The sequence below is a fragment of the Leucobacter musarum subsp. musarum genome, assembly GCF_001273845.1.
Lineage (GTDB): Bacteria > Actinomycetota > Actinomycetes > Actinomycetales > Microbacteriaceae > Leucobacter > Leucobacter musarum.
Genome location: NZ_JHBW01000088.1, coordinates 71,085 through 96,019, shown reverse-complemented (window position 1 = coordinate 96,019; position 24,935 = coordinate 71,085). Strand labels below are relative to the sequence as shown.

The 24,935-nt window shown below is 69.3% G+C and carries 23 protein-coding genes; 13 read left to right on the top strand and 10 right to left on the bottom strand.

Annotated features, from left to right (window positions below):
* Positions 1 to 58: 58 nt before the first annotated feature.
* A complete protein-coding gene (locus tag CH42_RS13410; RefSeq protein WP_053353710.1) occupies positions 59 to 1,111 on the bottom strand; it encodes an amidohydrolase family protein in 1,053 nt (350 codons plus the stop codon).
* A gap of 110 nt (positions 1,112 to 1,221) precedes the next feature.
* Between CH42_RS13410 and CH42_RS13405 the strand changes: the two genes are divergently transcribed.
* The 3 genes from CH42_RS13405 to CH42_RS13395 are packed head-to-tail and all read left to right on the top strand — an operon-like array spanning position 1,222 to position 3,304.
* Positions 1,222 to 1,905 (top strand): FadR/GntR family transcriptional regulator, encoded by a 684-nt coding sequence (locus CH42_RS13405; RefSeq protein ID WP_053353709.1) that lies wholly within the window; start codon positions 1,222 to 1,224, stop codon positions 1,903 to 1,905.
* Positions 1,892 to 3,079, top strand: coding sequence for an MFS transporter (locus tag CH42_RS13400; protein WP_053353708.1), 1,188 nt, complete (start codon positions 1,892 to 1,894; stop codon positions 3,077 to 3,079). Before CH42_RS13405 ends, CH42_RS13400 begins: the two co-directional genes overlap by 14 nt.
* A gap of 9 nt (positions 3,080 to 3,088) precedes the next feature.
* Positions 3,089 to 3,304, top strand: coding sequence for an SCO4848 family membrane protein (locus tag CH42_RS13395; protein WP_053353707.1), 216 nt, complete (start codon positions 3,089 to 3,091; stop codon positions 3,302 to 3,304).
* Positions 3,305 to 3,371: 67 nt separating this feature from the next.
* Here CH42_RS13395 and CH42_RS16400 read toward each other — a convergent pair whose 3' ends face one another.
* A complete protein-coding gene (locus CH42_RS16400; protein ID WP_156322566.1) occupies positions 3,372 to 3,536 on the bottom strand; it encodes a hypothetical protein in 165 nt (54 codons plus the stop codon).
* A 135-nt stretch (positions 3,537 to 3,671) separates the two neighbouring features.
* The gene (locus CH42_RS13390) at positions 3,672 to 4,502 is read right to left on the bottom strand and encodes an SDR family NAD(P)-dependent oxidoreductase (RefSeq protein WP_053353706.1); all 831 of its coding nucleotides are present in this window, start codon (positions 4,500 to 4,502) and stop codon (positions 3,672 to 3,674) included.
* Between the two features lie 58 nt (positions 4,503 to 4,560).
* Here CH42_RS13390 and CH42_RS13385 point away from each other — a divergent pair, with 58 nt between their 5' ends.
* Both CH42_RS13385 and tagD read left to right on the top strand, forming a co-directional pair.
* Positions 4,561 to 5,133, top strand: coding sequence for a TetR/AcrR family transcriptional regulator (locus CH42_RS13385; protein WP_053353705.1), 573 nt, complete (start codon positions 4,561 to 4,563; stop codon positions 5,131 to 5,133).
* Positions 5,130 to 5,528: a glycerol-3-phosphate cytidylyltransferase gene (gene tagD / locus CH42_RS13380; protein WP_053353704.1), complete on the top strand. Its 399-nt coding sequence runs from the start codon at positions 5,130 to 5,132 to the stop codon at positions 5,526 to 5,528. The genes CH42_RS13385 and tagD overlap by 4 nt, the downstream gene beginning before the upstream one ends.
* Before the next feature lie 190 nt (positions 5,529 to 5,718).
* On the opposite strand, the gene CH42_RS13375 is transcribed toward tagD, so the two are convergent.
* From CH42_RS13375 to CH42_RS13365, 3 genes are read right to left on the bottom strand one after another with little or no spacing between them, the layout of a single operon-like run.
* Complete coding sequence (locus CH42_RS13375) at positions 5,719 to 6,498, bottom strand: amino acid ABC transporter ATP-binding protein (RefSeq protein WP_053353703.1); 780 nt, start codon at positions 6,496 to 6,498, stop codon at positions 5,719 to 5,721.
* The gene (locus tag CH42_RS13370; RefSeq protein WP_053353702.1) at positions 6,495 to 7,523 is read right to left on the bottom strand and encodes an amino acid ABC transporter permease; all 1,029 of its coding nucleotides are present in this window, start codon (positions 7,521 to 7,523) and stop codon (positions 6,495 to 6,497) included. The genes CH42_RS13375 and CH42_RS13370 overlap by 4 nt, the downstream gene beginning before the upstream one ends.
* An 11-nt stretch (positions 7,524 to 7,534) precedes the next feature.
* Positions 7,535 to 8,434 (bottom strand): ABC transporter substrate-binding protein, encoded by a 900-nt coding sequence (locus tag CH42_RS13365; RefSeq protein ID WP_053353701.1) that lies wholly within the window; start codon positions 8,432 to 8,434, stop codon positions 7,535 to 7,537.
* Between the two features lie 285 nt (positions 8,435 to 8,719).
* Here CH42_RS13365 and CH42_RS13360 point away from each other — a divergent pair, with 285 nt between their 5' ends.
* From CH42_RS13360 to CH42_RS13345, 4 genes are all read left to right on the top strand, one after another.
* Entirely contained in the window at positions 8,720 to 11,269 is a 2,550-nt protein-coding gene (locus CH42_RS13360; RefSeq protein ID WP_053353700.1) for a helix-turn-helix transcriptional regulator, read from the top strand.
* Positions 11,270 to 11,276: 7 nt separating this feature from the next.
* Complete coding sequence (locus CH42_RS13355; RefSeq protein WP_239684062.1) at positions 11,277 to 12,206, top strand: methyltransferase family protein; 930 nt, start codon at positions 11,277 to 11,279, stop codon at positions 12,204 to 12,206.
* 334 nt (positions 12,207 to 12,540) lie between these two features.
* Complete coding sequence (locus CH42_RS13350; protein WP_053353699.1) at positions 12,541 to 14,739, top strand: HtaA domain-containing protein; 2,199 nt, start codon at positions 12,541 to 12,543, stop codon at positions 14,737 to 14,739.
* 115 nt (positions 14,740 to 14,854) lie between these two features.
* Positions 14,855 to 15,382 (top strand): hypothetical protein, encoded by a 528-nt coding sequence (locus tag CH42_RS13345; RefSeq protein ID WP_053353761.1) that lies wholly within the window; start codon positions 14,855 to 14,857, stop codon positions 15,380 to 15,382.
* Positions 15,383 to 15,728: 346 nt separating this feature from the next.
* Here the strand turns inward: CH42_RS13345 and CH42_RS13340 are convergent, their stop codons facing one another.
* Positions 15,729 to 16,124: an MmcQ/YjbR family DNA-binding protein gene (locus CH42_RS13340; protein ID WP_053353698.1), complete on the bottom strand. Its 396-nt coding sequence runs from the start codon at positions 16,122 to 16,124 to the stop codon at positions 15,729 to 15,731.
* A 374-nt stretch (positions 16,125 to 16,498) separates the two neighbouring features.
* Here CH42_RS13340 and CH42_RS13335 point away from each other — a divergent pair, with 374 nt between their 5' ends.
* From CH42_RS13335 to CH42_RS13325, 3 genes are read left to right on the top strand one after another with little or no spacing between them, the layout of a single operon-like run.
* On the top strand, positions 16,499 to 17,407 hold the full coding sequence (locus CH42_RS13335) for an ABC transporter ATP-binding protein (RefSeq protein WP_082309450.1): 909 nt from the start codon (positions 16,499 to 16,501) through the stop codon (positions 17,405 to 17,407).
* Entirely contained in the window at positions 17,404 to 18,462 is a 1,059-nt protein-coding gene (locus CH42_RS13330) for an iron-siderophore ABC transporter substrate-binding protein (RefSeq protein WP_053353697.1), read from the top strand. The genes CH42_RS13335 and CH42_RS13330 overlap by 4 nt, the downstream gene beginning before the upstream one ends.
* A 17-nt stretch (positions 18,463 to 18,479) precedes the next feature.
* Positions 18,480 to 20,630, top strand: coding sequence for an iron ABC transporter permease (locus CH42_RS13325; protein ID WP_075205395.1), 2,151 nt, complete (start codon positions 18,480 to 18,482; stop codon positions 20,628 to 20,630).
* A 223-nt stretch (positions 20,631 to 20,853) separates the two neighbouring features.
* On the opposite strand, the gene CH42_RS13320 is transcribed toward CH42_RS13325, so the two are convergent.
* Positions 20,854 to 21,633, bottom strand: coding sequence for an alpha/beta fold hydrolase (locus tag CH42_RS13320; RefSeq protein ID WP_053353696.1), 780 nt, complete (start codon positions 21,631 to 21,633; stop codon positions 20,854 to 20,856).
* A gap of 189 nt (positions 21,634 to 21,822) precedes the next feature.
* On the opposite strand from CH42_RS13320, the gene CH42_RS13315 reads away from it, so the two are divergent.
* Complete coding sequence (locus CH42_RS13315) at positions 21,823 to 22,791, top strand: NADP-dependent oxidoreductase (RefSeq protein WP_053353695.1); 969 nt, start codon at positions 21,823 to 21,825, stop codon at positions 22,789 to 22,791.
* Positions 22,792 to 23,064: 273 nt separating this feature from the next.
* Here CH42_RS13315 and CH42_RS13310 read toward each other — a convergent pair whose 3' ends face one another.
* Positions 23,065 to 23,541, bottom strand: coding sequence for a hypothetical protein (locus CH42_RS13310; RefSeq protein WP_053353694.1), 477 nt, complete (start codon positions 23,539 to 23,541; stop codon positions 23,065 to 23,067).
* A gap of 24 nt (positions 23,542 to 23,565) precedes the next feature.
* Positions 23,566 to 24,900: a helix-turn-helix transcriptional regulator gene (locus tag CH42_RS13305; RefSeq protein ID WP_162231093.1), complete on the bottom strand. Its 1,335-nt coding sequence runs from the start codon at positions 24,898 to 24,900 to the stop codon at positions 23,566 to 23,568.
* Positions 24,901 to 24,935: the final 35 nt, after the last annotated feature.

The following is a 24,935-nucleotide window of genomic DNA, read 5'->3' as shown; positions in this document are numbered from 1 at the left end:
AAAGAACACGCGGGGGGTGGATCGCGGAGACGCTGTCACGCAGCACCCCACGAGCCAGTCAGCGGGCGACGACCTCGTGCCCGCCGCGCAGCACGCGCACCGGGGCCGGGCGATCCGTCACCAGCTGCGCCACATTCTCGGCAGCGAACTCGAGCCGGGTGCCGCTCTCGGGCGTCCACTCGGCAATCTCGGCCACGCCGAGCATCTCGCCGCCGTGCGTCGAAGCGATGCGGAAGGCCCGTTCGAGCTCGGCGTCGGTGATCGCTCCGGTGCGATAGGCGAGCAGATGCGCACGATCGACCATGCTGCCGGTACCGAAGGGGCTCCACGAGTCGCGAACGCCATCGGACCCGGCGACGACGCGCACGCCGTGGCGTTCGAACTGATCGAGATCGGGCACGGGGTCGGGCCCGAGCGCGCACGTGGCGATCCAGATGCCCGCCTCCGCGACCCGGTCGAGCGTCTCGCCGAGACTCGGCAGCGATGCATCGCACAGCGCGAACGCATGGCCGATGGTGACGCGCCCCTGGCGCCCACCGGCGACGGTGCGCCGCGCGATCTCGCGGATCTGCGCGAGCCCGTCTTCGCCGCCGTCGTGCAGGTGAATGTCGAGGTCGCGGCCTGCGCGATCAGCGAGCCCGAACACCGCATCGAGGTGACCGTGCAGGTCTCCCTCGATGCCGCCCGGATCGATGCCGCCGACCAAGTCGGCGCCCGCGTCGAGCGACGCAGCCATGACCTTGAGTGTGCCCGGGTTCGTGAGCAGACCGAACTGCGGAAAGGCGACGATCTGCACGGTGAGATCGGGCAACCGCTCCGCTGCGGCCCGCACACCTTCGACGTTTGCCGTGCCGAGCTCGGAGGCGACATCGACGTGCGCGCGCAGCGCGAGCGTGCCGTTCGCGAGCGCGTTCGAGAAGAGCGCAAAGGCCCGCTCCTCGACCGAGGTGTCGTAGCCGAACTGCGTCGCGCGGTCGTTTTCGATGAGTTCGGCGAGCGTGCTCGCCGGGCGCCTCGACATCCACGGACGACCCCACGACGACTTGTCGGGGTGAATGTGGCCGTCGACGAGGCCGGGGGTGCGCAGCAGGGGCGGAGGGGTCGCCGTCATTGGTGAACCTTTCTCGGAAGATCTCGCTCGAACCGGTCTCTGGGATGGCGTCCGGTAAACGTAAGACATATGATAACCATACAACTCCCGCAATCTGCAAGGATGGTCACGTGCGACACATTCAACGGCGCTCACTGGTCGACACTGTTGTCGATGAGCTGAAGCGCGAGATCAGCGAGGGGCGGTGGGTGCTGGGCACCCGCATTCCCTCCGAAGCCGAGCTCACCGTCGCCCTCGGCGTCAGCCGGCCCTCGGTGCGCGAGGGCGTGCGCGCACTCGTGCAGCTCGGCCTGCTCGAAGCCCGACAGGGCGATGGCACCTACGTCATCGCCACCGACCCCACCCAGGTCGCCCTGCGCCGAGCACTGCACTCCGCCGACAGTCGCGAGGTCATCCGCGTGCGGCGCGCACTCGACGCGCTCGCCGCATCCGAAGCCGCGACCGCCCGCGACGACAGCGACGTGGAGCACCTCGAAGCGCTGCTCGCGCAGCGTCGAGAGGCGATTCGAGATCGCGACACCGCCGCCTTCACCGAATCGGACGTCGCGTTCCACCTCGCCATCGCCGACGCCTCGGGGAACCGGCTCCTCTCGGACATCTACGCCAGCTTCGACACCTCCCTGCGCGAATCGATCTCGGACGCGTCGTGTCTGGCCGCGGGCAGCGATCCGGATCAGGCCGATCAGCATGAGGCACTGCTTCGCGCGATCGCCGCAGGCGATGCCGATCTCGCGCGCGACGCCGCCCTCGGGGTACTGTCGCAGCAAGAGCAGCTGCTCGATGAACAGCCCTGACCGCCGTCAGGGAGTCGCCGCAGGAATCCTCACGATCGCCGTCGGGCTGAGCGTTCGCTACCCGATCACGAGCGTCTCCCCGCTGCTCAGCGAGATCGGCGCCGGCTACGAGCTGTCGCACACCGCGATCGCGATCCTGAGCGCCATTCCGGTGCTGCTCTTCGGCCTCGCCTCCCCGCTCGCCCCGTGGCTCGTGTCGCGCCTCGGCCTCTCGCGCGCGATTGCCGCGCTGCTCGCCGCGCTCGCACTCGCGACGCTGCTGCGCCCGTTCGTACCCGGCACGCTCTTCGCCGGAACCGTGATCGTGGGCGCCTCGATCGCACTGCTCGGCATCCTCGCCCCGCAGATCATTCGGCATGCGCTCGCGGCGCGTGGCGGGTTCTGGACCGGCGTCTACACCACGTCGTTCGGCGTCAGCGCCGCAACCGGTGCCGCGCTCTCGGTGCCGCTCTTCCACGCGCTCGGCGATCGGGTCGGCCCGTCGCTGGCCGCCTGGGCGGTACCGCTGCTGGTCGCCCTCGGCCTCGCACTCGTCTTCGGGAAACGCATCGACGGCGGTGAGCGCGGCGGCAACGTGGCTCTCGATGCGCCCCGCGAATCGATCTTCCGCGCCCGCGGGCTGTGGCCGGTGACCGGGTTCTTCGGCTGCCAGGCGCTCATCTACTTCTCGCTGACGGCGTGGCTGCCCACGATCGCGGTCGACCGCGGCGCCGACCCGGCGCAGGCCGGGCTGCTGCTCGCATGGATGAGTATCGCCGGGCTGCCCGCATCGCTCGCCGCCCCCAGCCTCGCGTCACGCGTGCACTGGCGCATCGGCCTGCTGACGGTCACGGCGACCCTGGCGATCACCGGACTGCTCGGGCTCGCGTTCGCCCCGGTCGCATTCATGCCGGCCGCAATCGCGGTGCTCGGCATCGCCTTGAGCTCGGCCTTCGGGCTCTCGATCGCGCTGATCGTCTTCACCGCGCCGAGCGTGGCGCAGACGGCCGCGTTCTCCGCGATCAGCCAGGGCATCGGGTACGGCGCCGCTGCAGCCGGGCCCCTGGTGCCCGGCCTGCTCGTGGAGGCCGGCGTCGGATGGCCCGCCGTGCTGCTGATGCTCGCCGGCGTCGCCGTCATCGAGCTGATTTTCGGCGTCACGAGTGCGCGGGCCTCGCGTGGGGCCGCCGCCTAAACTGGAGCCATGACCGTCTTCGCAGGAATTCTGCTGCTCATCAACGCCGTTTACAACGTGGTCGTGTGGCCGCGATTCTGGACGCGGGTGGCGAAAGACTCCCGCGCACGCGATGAGCAGGGCCGCGCGACCACGTTCTTGAAGGTGCACGCGGTGCTCATCGGCATCGCCCTGCTCATCGCGCTCGTCTCCGCGATCGCGGGCATCTGGGTGCTCGTCGCGTAATTCACGCTCGAACGCCCGGCCCGCAGCGGGGATCTGCTGCAGGCCAGGCGACTCGCCCCCGACGGGGCTACTCTTCGTCGTCTCCGCCCGCCTCGGGGTCGGACGCCTTCGTGTGCGTTGCGGGCCCGAGGTGCGATGCGCCGCCCTCGTCGGTCCACTCCTGGCCGACCTCGACGTTGTGGGCCGGGTCCGACTCGTGATCGGGCGTGCGGTGCTCGTTCGTCAGCGTCATGGTGCCTCCTCGTTCAGGTGAGTCTCGTGGCCCTTCGGCCACGCTTCGAGGGTACGCCTGGCCGGTGACAATGGGCAGGGGCTTGATCGACGTGGCCGCTCTGCGGCAGCACCGCGGCGAACGAGCGCTCGAGCCTCAGTCTCTCGGCGCAGATTCCCAGCGCGGATCTCGAGCGTAGTCGCGCCGGCGCTGCTCGAGCGCTGTGGCGACCTGCACCGGCGCATCGTCCCCGATGAGCACGCGCAGGCGGTCATCGTCAACGTCGGCGACGCGGGCGAGTATTTCTGCTGCCGCCTCATCGGGCGGCAGCCCCCAACCACCGTCGCTCTCGGGCCAGGGAACGTCGGCGACGCCGAACACGTCGGTGCGCAACGCATCGTACGCATCGATCGGATCGCTGAATCGCATGCTCGACCCCGCCCAATCCGTGTCCAGCGATCCGGGCTCGATCAGCAGCACTCGAATGCCGTGCGAAGCCACCTCTGCGGCCATCGATTCGCTGAAGGCCTCGAGCGCCCATTTCGTCGCGTTGTACACGCCCAGCAGCGGCATCGTACCCGCAGCCCCCACCGTCGAGATCTGCACGATGCGACCGGCGCGCTGCTGTCGCATGACGGGAATGACGGCTTGGCTGAACCAGAGCGGCCCATACAAATTCGTCTCGACGGTCGAACGGACGTCGGCTTCGGAGACCTCCTCGATACCGCCGACGAGCCCCACGCCGGCGTTGTTCACCAGCACGTCGAGCCGTCCGTGACGCTCAACCACCTGCGCGACAGCGGCCTGGGCATTCGCACGCTCGCGCACATCGAGGAGCATCACCTCGAGGTGCGGGTGATCCGGGAGGGAATGCGAACCTCTGACCGTCGCGACGACCGCATGACCCGCGTCGAGGGCGGCCATCGTCAAGGCTCGACCGAGCCCACGATTCGCTCCCGTGATGAACCACACCTGCTTCTCAGTCATCACTTGACCATACCCCAAACTGGACGCAACGTCTCGTTCTATCGGGTACTTTGGAGGAATGGCCCGAGAAAACACCCGCCGCAAGGTTCACGCAGCCGCGCTCGCACTCATGACCGAGGGCCGCATGCGCGCGCTGACGATGGAAGGCATCGCCTCGCGGGCTGCCGTGAGCAAGCAGACGCTCTACCGCACCTGGTCTTCGACCGGGGAGATACTGTTCGATGCGCTTCGATCTCGAAGCGCAGACCCGAACGGACGGATCGTGCTTCCGCACACGGATGAGTTGTCTGCAGATCTCATCGCACTCGCTCGGGGCATGATCGCCGAACTCACCGATCTTCAGCAGTCGCGACTCCTGCGAACCGTCACCGCTGAGCTGCAATTCGATGACGCTCTCGCCGCCCAGTACCGCGAATACTTGCTAAACCCGCAAATGGACGCGATCGCGCAGCGTTTTCGCCAAGCCGGGGTCACCGAACCGGAAGACGCGGCTGAGCTGTTCGTCGGCCCAATTCTGCACCGTTGGCTTCTGCGCAGCCGACCGTTCGACGACGCCTGGGCCGTAGCGCATGTGGAACGCGTGCTGCACGGACTGACGCACCACGGCGCGAACCGTACACTGGAGGGATGAAGCGGATTCTGACCTACGGAACGTTTGACCTGCTGCACTGGGGCCACATCCGTCTGCTGCGTCGCGCGCGGGCACTCGGTGACTACCTCGTCGTCGCCGCGTCGTCCGAGGAATTCAACGCCGGCAAGGGCAAGAAGACGTATCACGACTTCGAGACGCGCAAAAACATGCTCGAAGCGGTGCGCTACGTCGACCTCGTCATCCCCGAAGAGGCGTGGGATCAGAAGATCCGCGACGTGCAGAAGTACGAGATCGACGCCGTGGTGATGGGTGGCGACTGGGAGGGCGACGAGCGCTTCGAGATCTTGCGCCCCTACTGCGAGGTCATCTACCTCGATCGCACCGAAGGCGTGTCGACGACGAAGATCAAGAACGACCTTGGCGAGGGCGCATAGCGTCGAATCGCTGACGCTCGTCACGCGCTGACCCCTGAGCGCCGACCGAACGAAGGTTGATCGTGGGCGCGGTGCGCAGGCGAAAGCCCCGTGCCGGCGTATTTGCGGGTGAGTCGGTGTGCGATTTTGCACACCGCGATCACGCAATGAACGCCGGCACGGGGCTTTCGCCTACGCACCGCAGAAGGCCCTACAGCACCTTCGAGAGGAACGCTTTGGTGCGCTCCCGCTGCGGGTTGGTGAGCACTTCAGTGGGGTCGCCCTCCTCGACGACGACGCCGCCGTCCATGAAGACGAGCTTGTCGGCGACTTCGCGGGCGAAGCCCATCTCGTGGGTCACGACGATCATCGTCATACCGCTTTCGGCGAGCCCCTTCATGACATCGAGCACTTCACCGACGAGCTCGGGGTCGAGCGCCGAGGTGGGCTCGTCGAAGAGCATCAGCTTCGGTTCCATGGCGAGCGCGCGCGCGATGGCGACGCGCTGCTGCTGACCGCCCGAGAGATGCGCCGGGTAGTAGTCGTGGCGTTCGGCGAGCCCGACGCGTGCGAGCAACTCCATCGCGCGCGCCTTCAGCTTCGCCCGATCGCCCTTTTTGAGCAGCGTCGGCGCGATCATCACGTTCTCGAGCGCGGTCATGTGCGGAAACAGGTTGAAGCGTTGAAACACCATGCCGATGTCGCGTCGCTGCGCCGCCGCTTCACGCGGGTGCATCTCGTAGAGCTTGTCGCCCTTCTGCTTGTACCCGACGAGTTCGCCATCGACCGACAGTCGGCCCGAGTTGACCGTTTCAAGGTGATTGATACAGCGCAGGAACGTGGACTTGCCCGAGCCCGACGGCCCGACGAGGCAGAGCACTTCGCCGCGCTGCACCTCGAGCGAGATCGACTTGAGCACGAGGTTCGAGCCGTAGGCCTTCGACACCCCCTGGGCGAGCACCATGGGCGTATCGGTCGCGTGGACGCTCATGCGCCTCCCCCTCCGGGTCGCTCGTGCGGCGGCACGATGTTCTCGCCTCCACCAGCACTGGGGTAGGTCGGGTGGGTGTCATCCGTGAGGCCGATCACGCGCACCGACTGCGTTTCAACGGTCGGCTTCATCACGTCGGGGCGCTGCGAGACGCCCTTCGCGAACTTCTTCTCGAGGAAGTACTGCCCGACCATCAGGATCGATGTGACCGTCAGGTACCAGATCGACGCGCAGATCAGCATCGGCACGGGCTGGTAGGTGACCGCTGAGATATCGCGTGCACGACCGTAGAGGTCGAGCGTGAACGGCACCGCGGTCACGAGCGACGTCGTCTTGAGCATCGAGATCACCTCGTTGCCGGTCGGGGGAATGATGACGCGCATGGCCTGCGGCAGAATGACGCGGCTCATGGTGTGCCACCATCCGAGACCGAGCGCAGTCGCCGCCTCATCTTGCCCCTTGTCGACCGAGAGCAGGCCGGCGCGCACGATCTCGGCCATGTAGGCGGCCTCGTTCAGCGCCAGGCCGATCACGGCGAGCGTGAAGTAGCTCAGCAGGTCCTTGGTGTTCAGCGTCGCGACGGCGTCGGTGAACGGAATGCCCAGGCTGATCGACTTGTAGATCGTCGGGATCAGGCCCCAGAACACGAGCTGCACGTACACCGGGGTGCCGCGGAAGAGCCAGAGATAGACCCAGGCGACGGCCTTGACGACGGGGTTCGGCGACTGCCGCATCACGGCGACGGTGACACCGAGCACGACCGCGATGATCATCGAGTACACCGTCAGTTGCAGGGTGTACCAGGCCCCCTCGACGATGCGCACATCGAAGAGGTACTTGCCGACTTCTCCCCAGTTGTAGACCGGGCGGTTGACGGCGGTGTCGTAGATGAACAGCCCGGCGAGCACGATGAGTGCGACGGCGAAGACGGTGCGCCAGGGGTGCCGAAGTCGGATGGCCTCAATGGCCTCCGACTCGGGGTGCGGGGCGTTCGGCCCCGCACCGGGAGTGGTGCTGGTGGTCATGATCTACGCGATCACTCCGTGCCGGCGTTGATCTCGGCGGAGGTGACGGCTCCCGACTCGATCCCAGCTTCCTTGAGGATGTCGAGGTACGTGCCGTCGTCGATCAGCGACTGCAGCGCCGCCTGCACGGCCTTGGTGGTGTCGCTGCCCTTCTGCGTGGCGAAACCGTACGGTGCAGCATCGAAGACCTCGCCGGTGATCTGCAACTGATCGCCGAGCTTGGCGACGGCGTCGCCGGTCACGGGCAGATCGGCCGAGAATGCCGCGGCGCGGCCGTCGACGACGGCCTGGGTGACCTCGGGCTGGCCGTCGAAGCGAAGGATCTGAATCGCTTCCTTGCCGGCGTCGGTGCAGGCCTTCGACTTCGCGGGCAGCTCATCGGTGTCTTGCACGGTGCCCGCCTGCACCGAGACGACCAGACCGCAGGCGTCGTCGGGGTCGACGTTCTCACCCTTGGCCGATGCCCACTGCGTGCCGGCGTTCAGGAAGTCGACGAAGTCGACCGACTTCTGACGCTCGAGGTTGTCGGTGAACGACGACGAGCCCATGTTTAGCGCGCCCTCCTGAATGCGGGGGATGATGCTGTCGAAGCCGAGGATCTCCCACTTGGGCTCGAGGCCGAGCTTCGCGGAGACCGCTTCGGCGAGCGTGACGCCCCAGCCGGTCGGGTTGCCATCGGCATCCTTGAACTCGTTCGGCGGGTACTCGGCGTCGGTGCCGATCGTCAGTTCGCCCGAGTCCTTGATGTCTTTCGGCAGGAGCGCGACCGCGGCGTCGTCTGCGGTGATGTCGGCCGACGGAGCCGAGGTGCTGCCCGACCCGCCGCCCTCCGACTCCGCGTTGTTGACGCAACCGGTCAGCGTGAGCAGGGCCGCCGCTGCAAGAGCGGGGAGCGCGTAACGAATCTTCATTGATTTCTCCAGGTCGATTGAGGCGCCGGGTGATCCGGCGGAATCTTGCCCCTGAGCATACTGCGCTCGTGTGTCGAATCTGTGACAGAGTCTCTCCCCCGGTCCAGAGGCAGACTGTTGCTGGCACCGTGCTGCCGCGGAATGTCGCCGCGTCAACACGTCGAGCACCAGACATAACATTCCGGTTAAGCTGACATGGGGTCCACACAGGGCCGGCTGAACCCGGAAGGCGCTTGTGCTCGCGCACAGCACCCGGTTCGGTCACGGGGGAACAAGGAGAGCGCGGTGCCGGGAGACGTTGCCGACGACGGCGTTTCTTCGTTCGATGCGAACGGTCAGTTGCGGCGTGCCGAGCTGCTCGCGCAACTCGCCGCAGCCGGCCGCATTGTCGTGCTCAATGCCGAGCAGGGCGCCGGCAAGACTGAGCTGATCTCGCAGTGGCTCTCGACGCAAGCCGAGCGGCAGGTCGCCTGGATCGCACTCGACGAGGGTGCCGGAGAACCCCGGAGCTTCTGGCTGCGGATGCTGCAAGCCCTGTCTGCGGCCCGCCCAGAGACCTTCGGCGGCTTGACCAACGACTATATGAGTGGGCGCATCCCTCCGCAGGAAGCTCTCTCGCTCGTCATCTCCGCGACGATGCGCGATCCCTTCCCCATCACGCTCGCGATCGACGGTCTCCACTTCATCGGTGCCGATCTGCAAGATCAGTTGGTCTCACTGCTGCGCCGATCGCCGCATCTCCAGCTGTTCGCGACGTCACGGTCGACGACGCGTTTCGAAGTTCCGCTGACCGCCGCCGGCCTTGACGTCACCGTGTTGGGCTCGCACGACCTGGCGTTCAGCGCGACCGAGCTCGCAGCGGTCGCACGCTCGCTCCCCTACCGGCTCACCGATTCTGAGGTCACGGCACTGCGCCGCGCGACCCGAGGGCATCCGCTGGCGGTGCGCCTCGCGCTGTCGGTGATGCAGCAGCTCTCGCGCGGGGGCACGCGTCGTCCGTCGACCGACGAGGTCGCAAGCGGCGTCGAAGGCCTGCTCGCAGACTTCGCCCCGACCTTCGAGAGTGGTGCCGCCACCGACCTCGCACTCGCCTCGGCACTCAGCCCCGAGGTCGATGAGCGCCTGGCTGAACAACTCGGCGGTGCCGCCGCGTGGTCGTGGTTCGAGCGATTCGATCAGGCCGGCATCGGCCGCATCGCGATGGCGGCGGGGCGCAAGACCTTCCGCCTGCATACGCTGATGAGCACGGCGCTGCGCCCTCGCGCACTGCGTGAATTCTCGGAGGATCGCGTGGCCGAGATTCGCCGCCTCGCCTTCGAGCAGCTCTACGAGCTCGCCGATCCGATTGAAATACTCGAGCTGCTCATTGACGGCCACATGGACCGCGCCATCTTCCCGCACTTCGTGCGGAACTACTCGGAGATCAGTGGCCGCCGCACGCAAGAGCTGATCACGATCGCCGAGACCATCTCACCGGAACGGATGTCGCGCGAGGGCACGATTCCGATCATGATCGCGGTTGCGCTGAGCGAAACGGCGACGATTCCGACGCCGCGCATTCGCGAGCTGCTGCAGATCGGCATGCCGACCCTCGCCTCGCGCGCTGCAGATGTGCAGGGGGCCGCCGGGCGCCTGCTGCTGCTGGCGCGATTCGCCGGCCTGCGGGTGAACCGCGAATACACCGAGGCCGCCGAGGTCGGCGAGGAGTTCTTGCGTCTCGGGCCGATGGGTTCGCCGAGCTGGCGATCCGGCATGTTCGCCGCGCGCATGCAGGTGATCATCACTGAGATTCTGGCCGCCCGCATTCCCGCGGCCATCGAGTTGGCGGCGGAGTCAAGCGACGACGCACACTCGGGGCGCCGAGCGCACCTGCATGCGGTGCTGGCGTTCGCGCACGGCCGCCTCGGCGACCTGCGCGCGGCCAAGCGCGAGCTGAGCGCCATCGACAGCTCGCGCCCCGACTGGCAGGGGTCGCAGCAAAGCATCGGGTGGCACCTCGCGACCGCGATGCGTGCGTCGAGCCTCGGTCGCCACGAAGCCGCATTCGACGCCCTGCAGCCCGTGATCGATCGCATCGACGAATTCGAGCTGTGGCCCGCGATCGTGTGGACCCGCGGGGCGACGCGGCTCATGGCCGACCAGGCCGCTCGTGGGCTGCACGAGTTCGACGCCGCGCTCGCGCAGCGCCAGCACTTCCCGATCAGCGACGGCTGGGCCGAACAGTTGCAATCGCTACGCGGCGAGTTCTTGTTGGCTACCGGCGACCTGATCCGCGCCCGTGCTGCGCTGACCCACGATGGCGACAACACGGCAACGCTGCTGGCGCGCACCCGGCTGGCGCTGCTCTCGTCACAGCCCAACGAGGCGCTCGCACAGCTCGAAGCCATCGACGAGTCCGAACTCTTCCCGTCTCAGGCGGTGCAGCACCAGCTACTGCGCGCTGCCACCCACGCTCGCCTCGGCAACACCGAGTTCGCGACCACGCTCGCCACGCAGGCGCTGCTCACGCTCGATCGACTCGACAACCGGCTGCCGCTGTCGTGGCTGCCGGCAGGCGACATCGCCGTGCTGCGTTCGCTCGTGCCGACCGACATCTGGCGCCAGCCCCCGGGCACCCCGTTCGCAGGCGACGAGGTGATGCTCGAGGAGCTCTCGAAGCGCGAAGCGCTCGTGCTCGTCGAACTCGCGCGCGGCGGATCGATCGATGACATCGCCGGCGACCTCCACGTCTCGTCGAACACCATCAAGACGCAGACGCGCAGCATCTACCGAAAGTTGAAGGTGTCGAGCCGCACCGAAGCGCTCGCGCGTGCGCGCCAGATGGGGCTGGTCTAGTCCGACGATGACGGCGCACCCGGCGACGCATCGCATGTTCACTCCCGCACTCGGCCGCGCGTACTTCGCGGTGCAGGCGATTGCGGGCTCCGCATGGTGGATCAGCGTGTTCAGCCTGCCCTCGGTGCGCACGGCGACGCTCGGCGGGCTTGATCCCGCGCTGACTGCCGCACTCGACATTCCCCTGTTCGTGGTCGCCTCGGCGCTGGTCGCGTGCGGGGTGCGGTGGGCGATCTGGATCGCCGTGCCCTGGACCGCACTCGTCGCCGCGGGCATGTGCGGGTACGCGACGCTTACCGGGCTCGCCGGTTGGGGCGCGCTCGCGATGGTGCTCGCCGCCGCCGGCAGTGTGGGCGCCGGGCTGCTCGTCTGGCGCGGTCGGCTCCCCACCGAGTGGGTGCTCGTTGGCCCGTTCGCGTTCCGCGAGGCCCCCGCCGCGCCCGCGGGTCGGCACGTGGCGCGCACCGCGCAGCAGATCGTCGTATTCTGGGGCAGCTTTCTGCTTGTGCTCCCCGTCATCATCACGGTGATCGAGTCGCGGTGGGGTCTGCGCGTCGGCGTTCCCATCGCCGTGCCGATCGTCGGCGCCGTGCTGCTGACCGCGGCGAGCGCGCTGGGGCTGTGGTCGGGGTTCACCATGTCGACCCGCGGAGCCGGCACCCCGCTCCCGTCACAGACTGCCACCCGTCTCGTCGTCGCCGGCCCGTATCGCTGGGTGCGCAATCCCATGGCGGTCGCGGGAGTCATGCAGGGAATCGCCGTCGGGCTGATACTCGGATCATGGCTCGTCGTCGCCTACGCAGTCGCGGGGTCGCTGTTCTGGAACTGGGTCGTGCGCCCGCACGAAGAAGCCGACCTGCGCGCCCGCTTCGGCGCGGAGTTCGACGCATACGCGGCCCGCGTCGCCTGCTGGGTGCCGCGCCTGCCGCGCGGCTGACATCGGCCGGAGAACCAGCTCGGCTCCTGGCGGGCGCACACCCGACAGGAGCCGAACTTCATGAGTCAAGGAGCCGACCATGCGGTGACAACGACCGGTTCCTGACTCTGAATGTACGAACGCAACATGTGAAATGATCGATTGCGCCCCATACATCTGATGTTGTATAGGTCAGCCTGAGTCACATCCGTCTTGCGCCATCGACTCGCATTCCGGGTCACGCCTGTGCGTTTCCCCTGACACTCGCGCGGACCACATTGGGCCGATTTAGGCAAGGCAATCCTAAGTATGATGGATTGTTTATTGTATCCGCCTGCCATTGAGGGGCTTTGCTGTGCCTGCTTTCCACCCATCCGTCTCCGCGCGCGCCGCGGCGGGAGCGCTCGTTGCGCTGCTGCTCGCCGGTCTCGCGCTCATCCTCACCCCGCTCTCAGCGCACGCTGACAGCTCTCAGTTCTCGCTGACCACGACCGCCACCGTGGGCGAGACCAGTCGTGATGCGGTCGTCGACGACGCCCGCGGTCGGGTGTACGTCACCGTCGACCCGAGCTCCGGCCCGGGCCAGATCACCTGGTTCGACATCGCCACGGGCGCCCCGTCGGGCAGCACCATCACGCTGCCGCAGAGCGACCCGACCGACATCGCGCTCAGCGCTGACGGCAACCGCCTCTACGTCGTCTTCAACACGTCGCAGACCCTCGCGATCGTCGACCTCACGTCGCCGACATTCGAGACCCGCGAACTCGCGGGCACGCCGTCATACCCGAGCGGGCTCGTCGAAGACACCGACAGCGGCGTGGTCTACGTCTTCGACTCGACGGCGCTCACCCGCGTCGATCCAAACACGGGAGAGGTCTCGACCCCCATCGCGATCAGCACCGAACGCTACCCGCTGATCAAGGATGCGGTGTACGACGCCACGAACCACATGGTGTGGATCGCCGAGGGCCGCGCGAAGGTCATCACCGGCTACAGCACCATCACCGGCGCGTGGGTTGATTCGCTCGCGTTCCCGGTCTCGGCGCTCGTCGTCGACGGCACCCCGGTCGGCGGCCGCGCCGCCGCTCTCGCCATGGATGAGACCCTCGGCGAGCTGCACATCGCCGTCAATCCGACCATCAGCGATTCGTGGGATCGCACGAAGGTCGTGAGCCTGCGCGTCGCCGACGGCCGGTTCGTCGGCACGCCCGTCGAGGTCGGCGAGAACGTCTACGAGATGGCGGTCAACCCCGCGACGCACGAGGTCGTCACCACCGACGGCTTCACCAATACGGTTTCGGTGATCCGCCCCGACACCTGGACGGCGGAAACCGCAGTCGATTTCACCGCCGCGGGCGTCACCCACGGCACCGGATCGCCCTACGCCGATACCTGGGGCCTCGGCATCAGCGCCGACGGGTCGCGCATCTTCGCGAGCCACCCCTACTCCGACCGACTGAGCGAGATCTCGCGGGCCGGCGACACCCCCGTCGTCACGGAGCGCGAGGTCACTCCCGGCCAAGAGGCCGGCCCCGAAGAGCCGACGGTGAACGACCCGTGGGAGGGCCCCGCTGCTCCGACTGCCAGCGCGACCCCCGCGGGCGCCAGCGCAACGACTGACGGTGCACTCACCTGGGCGATCAACACGTACATGCAGGCCTGGGGTCCGCGCGCACTGGGCGACGCGGTGAAGACCGGCACCGACTACGGGTTCTCGAACGGCACCGGCTGGGTCGACCGCGCGAGCGGAGCCGCGGATCTGGTCTGGGAGGGCGGCATCTTCATTCAGCACTATCCGGCCCTCGCACCCGAGGTGACGACGATCCTCGGCAACCCCCGCCTGCAGATCGACGCCGACGGAACCGGGTCGCTGAGCTTCGACGTCTCGTGGAAGGTCAGCGGTGCGCTGCAGAGCGACGGCTACCGCCGCGTCACGCTCGCCACGTTCTCGAACGCGTCGGTGACGAGCGAGGGCGATGCGTACGCGCTCACCGCACAGCCCGACTTCTTCGACCGCGCACTGACCCTCGAGTCGCGCACGTACCCCAACTCGTACCCCGCCGACTTCGTGCAGTGGCTCGACCCCCAGCTGCAGGCCTGGTGGTTGACGACGGGCGCGTCGATGGACGCCGAAAAGCCGCCGCTGCCGTTCGCATTCGCCGCCACCCTCGCGGCGACGACGCCGGTCAGTGACGCGGACGGTGGGGCGACCGCCGAGTCGGGAACTGATGGAGCGGGCGCCGATGCGAGCGCAAGCGCCGACGGCGGCTCGGGATCAGCCGGCGCCGGATCGGCCACCGCCGAGGGCACGAACGCGTCGGGGGCCGCGAACGGTTCCGGCTCATCGGCAGCAGCGGGCTCGAGCGCCGAGGCATCTTCGGCAACCGAGGCCGCACAGCCCGCAGCGACGAGCGCGTCGGGCCTCGCGACCACCGGTGGCACGTCGCTCACCCCGTGGGTTATCGGGGGTGCCGCGCTGATCGTGCTCGGCGGCCTCGCGTGCGGTGCGCGCCGCCTGCAGCGCGCCCGCGCGCACGCAAGCACGCAGGACTAACGGTCTGGGGTGCGCGGAGCATTCCGCGCACCCCGATCCTGCACCCAGATGTTGACCGTTGCACCCCGATCGCCGATCGCCCTGCGACGTCAGCGCGATTCGGTACGCTGACGGCATGGCACTCGACGCGCTGCTGCTCCGTCTCGACCGCATCGCCGGCGGGCGTCAGGCCGGTGTGCGCGTGGCCGCCGCCGGCCTCTCGCACCCGAAGACGCGCCGCGCATTCCGCTGGATCACCTGGCTGCTCGTGCTCGAGCTGCTGATCGGCCTTGCCGCCGCGGTCGCCGCGGTGTGGATCACCGCCGCAGGTGGCACCGTGCCGCTCGCCGTGTGGATGCGCTCGTTCGTGGTGCTCGCGATGACCGCGACCCTCTGCTACTTCGCCTGGAGAGCCGCTCGCGGCTGGTACTGGGCGTACCGCCGACTGCGACTCTTCGCGCAGATCTTCCCGGTCATCACGCTCGTCATGGCGGCGATTCCCGGGCTCTACCCCGGATGGATGATCACCGAACAGATCATCTTCAGCCTCATCATGATCGGCATCGGCGACTTTCTGCGCGGTGAGCACCTGAGCGACGTGTTCCGGGTGGTGTCGACCGACGACTCGCAGGGAATCTCTCGCCCTACAGATACGGGCGCGTGATTAACTCGAGGTAGTGCCCCGACGGGTCGAGCAAGTAGACCCCGCGTCCCCCGTGCTCGTCATTGATCTCGCCGGCTCGCTGACGCTGCGGGTCGGGCCTCAGCCGGGCGCGCGCTCGGCTTCGAGCAGCGTCGCGTAGAAATCGGCCATTTCGGCCGCATCGCGCGAGGCGATGATGGTGTGGTTGAAACGTGCGGTCATGATGCTCCTGGGTCGATGCGAGTGGGTGAAGTGACACTCGCGCCAGGAGGGGCGCGGATGAGAGAGCAACCAGGTCGCCGATCCGGGAGCGGCCCGCGTGGGCCTGACTGGTCATCATCAGAGCCAGAGTACTGCGCACTCCGGCTCAGCGCACCTCTTCTGCGCGACGCCCGAACTGCGCCGGGTCGACAGGGCGGGCGTGCTTTGGCAGGGTCTCGACAACGAGCAGATATGACTCAGTGACGAGATCATCGAGCAGCTCAGCTTCGAGCGCCCCGCCACCCGACACCGTGATCCAGTGCTTCTTGTTCATGTGGTACCCGGGCGCGATGTCGGCGTAGGCCTCGCGCAGCACGTTCGCGTCGGCCGGGGCCGACTTCAGCGTGACGATGCCGTCGCCGCGCAGCGCCGAGATCAGCATGAAGACCTTGCCGTGCACCTTGTAGACGTCGGCATCGGGCCCGAACGGGTGCTCGAGCACCGCGCCGGGCAATTCATCGGCGCGCGCGGCGGCGCGCTGCTGCAACTCGTAGGCGTCCATGCATCGATTGTGACGCATGCCGCCGACAATCGCGCGGGTGGTCGGGGCCGGGCGATCCCGCGACTGCGTCGCTGCCCGGGCCGCTCGCACCTCGCCGTCTCTCGTCGCGCAGGAGAAATTGCGTCGCGCGGGCGAGATGCCCAGGGCGTGACCGCTGGGGCAGATTTTTCCTGCGCGACGGGAGGTGATGCAGCGAGGGGCGGAGCTCTGCCCTCGCACCTCCGCCCCGGTCAGGGGGTTCATGGAAATTGCAGAGGTCGGCGATCCCGAACTAATCTGATGTAAGCAAGGCTACCCTCACTTGCGACGCGTGCAGCGTGATGCGCACCCGAGGAACAGCCGCCGCCACGAGCCCGCCGAACCAGAAACTCCGCATGCCCCCAGCAGCCCCCACCGGTTCTTCCCGCGTGCCCGCCTCACTGCGCGGCACACGGCTCGACCTCTCCTACGGCGCCCGCGCCGTCGTGCACGACGTTTCCATCGCACTCGAGCCCGGCCGCGCCACGGCGCTCATCGGCCCCAACGGCAGCGGCAAATCGACACTGCTGCGCGCGCTCGCCCGACTGCACCCGGCTCCCCGCAACGCCGTCACCATCGGCGGCGCCGACCGCGAAGATCGCCCCGTCTCGCTGCTGACCGCTCGCGCATTCGCGCACGAGGTGACCCTCTTCTCGCAGTCGCGCCCCGCCCCACAGGGCCTCTCGGTCGGCGAAGTGGTCGCGTTCGGGCGCCACCCGCACCGCCGCCGATTCGCCGGCCTCACCGACGATGATCGCCGCGCGATCGACCACGCGATGCTCGCGACGGGCGTGCGCGATATGGCGACGCGTCCCGTCGGTGAGCTGTCGGGCGGCGAGATGCAGCGCGTCTGGCTTGCCGCCTGCGTCGCACAAGAGACCGGGGTCGTTCTGCTCGACGAACCGACGAACCACCTCGACCTGCGCTACCAGATCGAAACACTCGACCTCGTGCGCGATCTCGTCGAAGAGACCGGAGTCGCGGTCGGCATCGTGCTGCACGACCTCGACCACGCGGCGAGGGTCGCCGACGAGCTGATTCTGATGCATGCCGGGCGCGTGCACGCCGCAGGGATCCCGGCCGAGGTGCTCACCGCCGAGCACCTCCGCGAGGTCTACGGCATCGAAGCGGAGGTCGAGGTGCACCCGCGCAGCGGCCGCGTGCGCATCGACCCGATCGGGCGCCACGCACCGCTCGCGCACCGAGCGCCCGGCTCCGAACGTTCGCACCAGACCACCGACCCCTCCGAGAGGACCCACGCATGACCCGCTCCCTCCGCACCGCAGCCGCCGCTGCGCTCGTCACCGCCGTCGCGTTCACCGCGGCCGGCTGCGGCACCACCACCGTCGAGGCCGGAAGCGGCGACGTGCCGCAGGCCACCTCGGAGGCGTGCCAGAACGACACGACGACCACGTCGACCGGCCCGGTCGAGATCACCGATGGCGTCGGCCGCACGGTGAAGCTCGATCAGCCGGCGAAGCGCGTCGCGGTGCTCGAGTGGCAGCAGATCGAAGATGCGCTGACGCTCTGCGTGGCGCCGGTCGCCGTCTCCGACCCCGAGGGCTACGGCACCTGGGTCAGCGCGGAGACACTGCCGGAGGGCGTCGTCGATCTCGGCACCCGCGGCGAGCCCGACCTCGATGCCCTCTACGGCGCGAAGCCCGACCTGATCGTGGTCGAAGCGTTCGAGGCCGACGCCGACATCGTGAAGACGCTTGAGAAGGAGAGCGATGTTCCGGTGCTCGTCACCGTGGGCGCCGACACGAAAGATCCGATCGGCAACATGAAGAACGTGTTCACGTTGATCGCCGAGGCGACCGGCCGCACCGAGCGCGCCGATCAGGTGCTCGCCGATTTCGATCAGCACCTCGCCGACGCGAAGGACGAGGTTGCGACCGTCGACCTGCCCACGAAGGACTTCGTGTTCTTCGACGGCTGGGTCGAGGGCAGCAACCTCGTGATCCGCCCCTACGGCGAGGGCGCCCTCTTCACCGCGTTCGGCGAGCAGCTCGGGCTGACCCCGGCCTGGACGAACGACATCGACAAGGCCTACGGCAATGGCGGCGTGGACCCCGCGTACGGCCTCGCGCAGACCGACCTCGAGGGCCTCACCGCCGTCGGCGACGCGAACCTCTTCTACTCGAAGGACGAGGAGGGCGGGTACACCGCCGAGCTCGAGAAGAGCGCGATCTGGACCTCGCTGCCCGCCGTCAAGGAGGGCCGCGCGCACGCGTTCCCCGCGGGCGTCTGGGGTGCAGGCGGCCCGCTGTCGGGTGAGCAGGCCGTCGACGCGTTCGTCGACGTCATTCTCCAGAAGTAACGCCGCGCAGGATCGCCATGACCCCGACCAGCACCGCGACGCCCGCAGTCGCGCCGACTTCGACCCGGCCCGCACTCAGTGCGCCTGACGCGCCCGAGGCGCCCGAGCACGCCGCCGGCGACCTCGGGTTGCGCGGGCGCGCCAGCGGGATCGCGGTGCTCGTCGGGCTGCTCATCGCGGTCGTGGCGGTCGGGGCGTGGCACCTCACCCAAGGTACCTCGGGCGTCGGGGTCTGGGACCTCGTGCGCTACGCAGGCGGTGCCCGTGAATCGGTCGGCGGCGTGCCGGTGGGCGATGTGCTCACCGGCTCCCGCCTGCCGCGCCTCGCCGCGGGCGTCGCCGTCGGGTTCGCGCTGGGCGCTGCCGGCGCACTGCTGCAGTCGATCACCCGCAACCAGTTGGCCTCGCCTGACACCCTCGCCGTCACCGCCGGCTCCTACTTCGCGCTGTCAGCGGTCGCCGCGTTCGGGCTCTCGCTGCCGCTCTGGGCCTCGGGATCGGTCGCGTTCATCGGCGGCCTGCTCGCCGCCGCACTCGTTCTCGCGCTCGCCGGCAGCACCGCCGGTGCGGGCACCACACGCCTCATCCTCGCCGGATCAGCGCTCGCGATGGCCCTCGACGCGGGCACGGCGATGCTGCTGATCCTGTTCAAGGAGAACACCACCGGGCTCTTCGCCTGGGGTTCGGGATCGCTGGCGCAGCTCAACATCGACGCCTCGCTGCGGGCCCTCCCCCTCATCGTCGTCGCCCTCCTCGCGGCACTGCTGCTTACCCGCCGGCTCGACGTGCTCGGGCTCGGCGACGACACCGCCTCGGCGCTCGGCGTGCCGATCCGCTCCACCCGCCTCATCGCCGTGGTCTGCGCCGTCGTGCTCACGAGCACCGCCGTCATGCTCGCCGGTCCCATCGCATTCGTCGGACTCGGCGCCCCCGTGCTCGCCCGCCTCATCGCGTCGCGCGTGCGGCCGGTCACCCGACACCTGCTGCTGATTCCGGTGTCGGGGCTGCTGGGCGCGCTGCTGATCCTGCTCGCCGATGCCGGCCTCCGCGCCCTGCTCACCGCCGAGGGCGCCACCTCCGTGCCCACCGGCATTCCCACCGCCCTGCTCGGCGCCGTCGTCATCGTCGTGCTCGCGCTGCGCATGCGCGACGCCGGCGGGGTGCGCACCCCGCCACAGGCCCGACCGGGCCGCCGCACGCGGCTGCGCCTCGGCGTGATCATCGCGATCGCCGCCGTGCTGCTCGCCGCGGCGGCCGTCGTCGGCCTGCTCGCGGGCAGCCTATGGTTACAGACCGGCGACCTCGCGCTCTGGGCCCGCGGCCTCGCCCCCGGCCTCGTCGCGCGCGCCATCGACGAGCGCGTGCCCCGCGTCGCTGCAGCCGTGCTCGCCGGAGCCGCACTCGCCCTCTCGGGCAGCGTGGTGCAGTCGACCGTGCGCAACCCGCTCGCCGAACCAGGACTGCTCGGCATCACCGCCGGCGCCGGCCTCGGCGCGGTCATCGCCGTCACCTCGGGCGGCGGCCGCCCCCTGCTCATCACCCTCGCCGTCGCGATGGGACTCGCCACGTTCGCGCTCATCGCACTGCTGTCGTGGCGCGGCGGCATGCTGCCCGACCGCTTCGTGCTCATCGGCATCGGCTGCGGGTACGGCCTCAGCGCGCTCACCACATTCCTGCTGCTGCGCGCCGACGCCTGGAACACCCCCCGCATTCTGACCTGGCTCTCGGGCACCACCTACGGGCGGTCGATGCCCGATGTGCTGCCCGTGGCGATCGCGCTGGTCGTCGCGCTGCCGATCCTCATCGGATTGCGCCGCCACCTCGACCTGCTCGCCATCGACGAAGACACGCCCCGCATTCTCGGCATCGGGCTTGAGAAGACGCGCTTCTCGATGCTCGCGATCGCGGCCGTGCTCGCCGCCGTCAGCGTCGTCGCCGTCGGCGTCATCGGATTCGTGGGCCTCGTCGCCCCGCACCTCGCCCGCGCGATCGTTGGAGCGCGGCACGCGCGCATCATCCCGGTCGCGATGCTGCTCGGCGGGCTGCTCGTCTGCGTCGCCGACACCCTCGGACGCACCCTGATCTCGCCCGCGCAGTTGCCCGCCGGGCTCATGCTCACGCTGATCGGGGCGCCCTACTTCGTGTGGCTGCTGCGCCGGTCGGCGTAGGGGTTCTTGCCGGGCGCGCGACCGCGCCCACGCAGCGTCCCAACTTTCCCCTCGAATGCACCCCTTTTGCGCGAAAGCACCCCTCACTTACCGGTGCACTCGCGCGAAAAGGGTGCACTCGGGGCGGGGTGGTGGGCAGCGGGGCAGGGCACCCAGCGCGGGGCAGGAAGGGGCGGGAAGGGGCGGGGCAGTCGGCGCAGGTGCGGCAGCACCGTGCCCGCGCTCAGGCCTCCGCGACCTCGGCCCAGAAGTCGAGGATCAGCGCGGTGATGAGCTCGGGCTTTTGATCGACGAGCCCGTGCGTGGTTCCCGGCACGATCGCGAGGCGCGCGTTCGGCAGACTCGCCGCGATGTGCAGCGAGTGCGCGGGCCGCACCGTGTCGCGGTCACCACCGACCACCAGCGTTGGCGACGTCGCGCGGGCGAGTTCGGCGGCGGCGATGTGGGGTTCGGACATCCAGAGCCGCAGACACTTGTCGAAGACGACGTCGGCGTGCTCGGGCCCGTCGGGCGACAGGCGCTCGTAGGCGCGGCGCTCGGGGGTGATGTGATCCGGCGCCGGACCGCCCGCCGCAAACGGCCGCGGCAGATCGGGCAGCACCGGGCCGTTCGCCGGCAGATCGCGGTCGTACGCCGACGGATCGAGGTTCGCGCTGATCGCGGTGAGCGAGCGCACCCGGCTGGGATGCGCCATGGCGAGCATGAGTCCGATGATCGCCCCGTCGCTGTACCCGACGATGTGGGCATCGGTGAGTCCGTGCGCGTCGAGGTAGGCGAGCGCCTCGGTGACGCCGCGCTCGTACGAGTAGTCGCCCGGCAGGTCGGCGGTGCGACCGTGGCCCGGGCGCTCATAGGCGTGCACTCGGGCCACTGCGGCGAGCGCGTCGGCGATCGGCTCCAGCGATTCGAGCGAGCAGAACCCGCCGTGGAGCACCACGACGGGTTCGCCCGACCCCGACACCTGCTCGTACAGTTCGATGCCGTTGATACTCACGGTTGCCATGCGCCCACCCTTCTCGGTTCAGGGTAGCGGGGGGGGCGCTCGCTCAGGCCGCGATCCGCGACCTGCGAGGCAGGTTGCCGAATGTGACGCGCTCGGCAACCTCACGGGAAGAGCGCGGGCGGCGGGGTCGTTGGTGCTGGTGAACCCGCCGACCGGCGCGGCTCGCACGCAGACCCGAAGGAGCACCACATGAGCACGACCGTTCAGTACCGCGCAAACGGCGGCGTCGAGCAGCTGCAGCTCGTCGACATCGCGGCCCCCGAGGCCGGGCCCGGGCAGGTGCGGGTGCAGGTGCGCTATGCCGGGCTCAACCCGGTCGACTGGAAGATCGTGAGCGGCGCGTTCGGCCCCGTTGATGGCGCATCGGGCAACGGCACCGACTTCGCGGGCATCGTCGATCAGGTCGGCGACGGCGTCGAAGGCTTCAAGCCCGGCGATCTCGTGTTCGGCGGGCTCTCGCAGCAGGCGCAGACCGCGTCCCTGCTCGTCACCGACCCGGCGGCGACTCTCCACCTCGTACCGCGCGGCCTCGGGCTCGACACCGCTGGCGCCCTGCACATCACCGGCCGCACCGCGATCGCGGGTATCCGCGCGATCCGCCCCGCCGAGGGCGAGACCGTCGTCGTGTCGGGTGCGTCCGGCGGAGTCGGCGTGCTCGCCGCCCAGCTCGCGCTCAACCTCGGTGCGCGCGTGCTCGGCATCTCGAGCGAACGCAACGCGGCCGCACTCCGGTCGCTCGGTATCGAACCGATCGCCTACGGCGAGGGGCTGGCGGATCGCCTCCGCGCCTCCGCGCCCGACGGCATTCACGCAGCGTTCGCGACGCAGGGGCCCGACGAGCTCGACCTGTTCGCGTCGCTCGGCGTACCGGCCGACCGCACGAACTCGATCGGGGCCGGTCCAGGTGCCGCCGAGAGCCACGGCGTGCACACTGCCGGCAGCGGCGTCGCGAAGCACGGCGACCTCGACTGGTTGGCGAAGGCGATCGCGTACGGGCACATCCAGGCCCCCGTCGAGCGGGTGTTCGACGTCGCCGAGGTGCACGAGGCCTACCGCTTCTTGATCGAGGAGCACCCGGTCGGCAAGGTCGTGCTGCAGTTCCCCGCGACGCCGCTGACCGCGGAGCAGCGCTCGGCGCTGCTCGACCCGGCGGGGTAGAGCACCTCCGACCACGTCGAGTGACCGCCCAGGTCGCGAATGACCGCCGATATCGCGTGTGGCGACGGTGGCTCATGATCTGGGCAGTCACTCGGCGGGCCGGGGCGGCCCCGACCTCGCCGAGCGCCTCCTTTCTCGCCGAATCCCTCCAATGTGTGCGCGCATTTCGCAGGGGCTCGGCGAGAAAGGAGGCGCTCGGCGGAAGATAGGGCGGCGTGGGCGGGCGGCGTGGGCACGGCGCGGCCGGGCGGGGCGGCCGGGCGCCGACCCCGCCTACCGCCAGTCGGCGGCGAGGCGGCGCAGCTTGCGGCCGCGCCAGCGCCACATCAGCGCCAGTCCCGGCCGAATGAGCGGCGCGGTCGGCCCCGCGATGTGTAGCTCATCGGTCCAGACGGCGCGGTGGGCTGATGCGCGCGAGCGCGAGATCGTCATCGCGTGCCGCCACTCGGTGAGCCCTGACAGCGGGCCCGAGAGCGCCTCGCCGTGGTCGCGCATGGTGCGGGGCCACCCGTCGGGGTCGGTCGGCATGAGATCGGTGATCCGGATCGCCTGCTCCCCCACCGGCACGACGCCGAACGCCGCGAGCCGCACGCGCACCTCGCTGCCGGTGGTCAGCGCCTCCGGAAACTCGCCGCGCGGCGTCATCGCGAGCAGCGGGGCGTAGAGCGCGCCGACCACGAGGGGGTCGTGCAGCGCCCGCCAGGCGGCTTCGGCGGTGCAGGGGGCTTCGAACTCGGTGCGGATACGCATGCCCCCAGTGTGCCGCGTACCGGCTCAGGCCGCGAGCATGGGAGTCGCGGTGACTCCGGGCAGCGCGCGCAGGTCGGCGGCGACCGACTCCGCGAGGCCGGCATCGCCGAAGCGGTACGACACCCAGAGCTCGATCGTTTCGTCGCCGTGCTCCCGGAGTTCGGCGACGATACGCGCTGCGTCGGCGCCGCGATCGGCCGGCACGATGAGCACTGGGCGGTACAGCTCGCGGTCGACCCCACTCCAGATGTCGCGCCAGCGGTCGGCCGCATCGGCCTCCGCAGCATCGTCGAGCACCCGGATCGGCAGCAGGTGCGGCGCTTCCGCGGGCGCCGGTCCGTTGTTGAACGTTGGGCGATCCCGCCCCCCAGAGGGCCCGGCGATCTGCGGCAGCGCAGACCCCGAGTCGAAGGTGTCAGGTGCCGCCGCCGAAGTGACGACCGCGATGGGGGTCGCGCTGCGCCGCGTCGGGCGGCCGGTCGGCAGCGCCACGGCGCGGTGCTGCTCGACGAGCTGCGGCAGGGGCTCGCCCAGCGGGTCGAGGTCGTCGCCGCCGTGCACTCTGCCGCGGTGCGCGGTGCGGCAGGCCGCGGGCGTGCACCCGAACCAGGCGCGGAACGCGCGCGTGAAGTACTTGACGTCCGAGAACCCGCAGGCGTGCGCGATCGACACCATCGTGTCGTCGCCCTCGAGCAGCAGCACCTCGGCCCGCGTGAGGCGCAGGTTCGTGAGGATGTCGCTGAAGCTCATGCCCATCGCGTCGCGGGTCAGCCGGGAGAGCGCGCCCTTGCTGTAGTTCATCTCGTCGCTGATGCGCTCGAGCACATTGCGCTCGGATGCGTGCGTGCGCAGCAGCGTGAGCATGGTGCGCAGCAGCGCACGGCGGGTGTGATTGATGACTCGGCGACGGTCGTAGTACTGCTCGACCCCGTAGAACTCGATCAGGTCGTGCAGCAGCGCCGAGACGAGCGGCCGACGGTCTGCGGGCGGCGCCGCGAAAATCGTGAGCAACGCATCGCGCAGGTAGGCCTCAGTGCCCAAATATCGGGGCAGATCGAACGACTCGCAGGCGAAGATCTTGCTCGGCAGCTCAGGGAACTCATCGGCGAACGCAGCGACGTCGATCTGCAGCGTCACGACGGTGCACTCGCGGCGCCCCTCGAAGGCGTGCGTATCGCCGGCGTTCAGCAGCGCGAAATCGCCCTCTTCGAGCAGGTACTGCTCACTGCTCACCTGCACGTCGAGCTCGCCCCGCAGCGCGTACACGAACTCGATGATTTCGGGGTGCCGGTGCACCGAGGTGCGGCGCACCGAGGCGGCTTCGACGGCGATTCCGTCGATTCCTCGGTGCGCGCGCATGGCAGTCAGCATAGACCGCCCGAACCGGTCAGCGA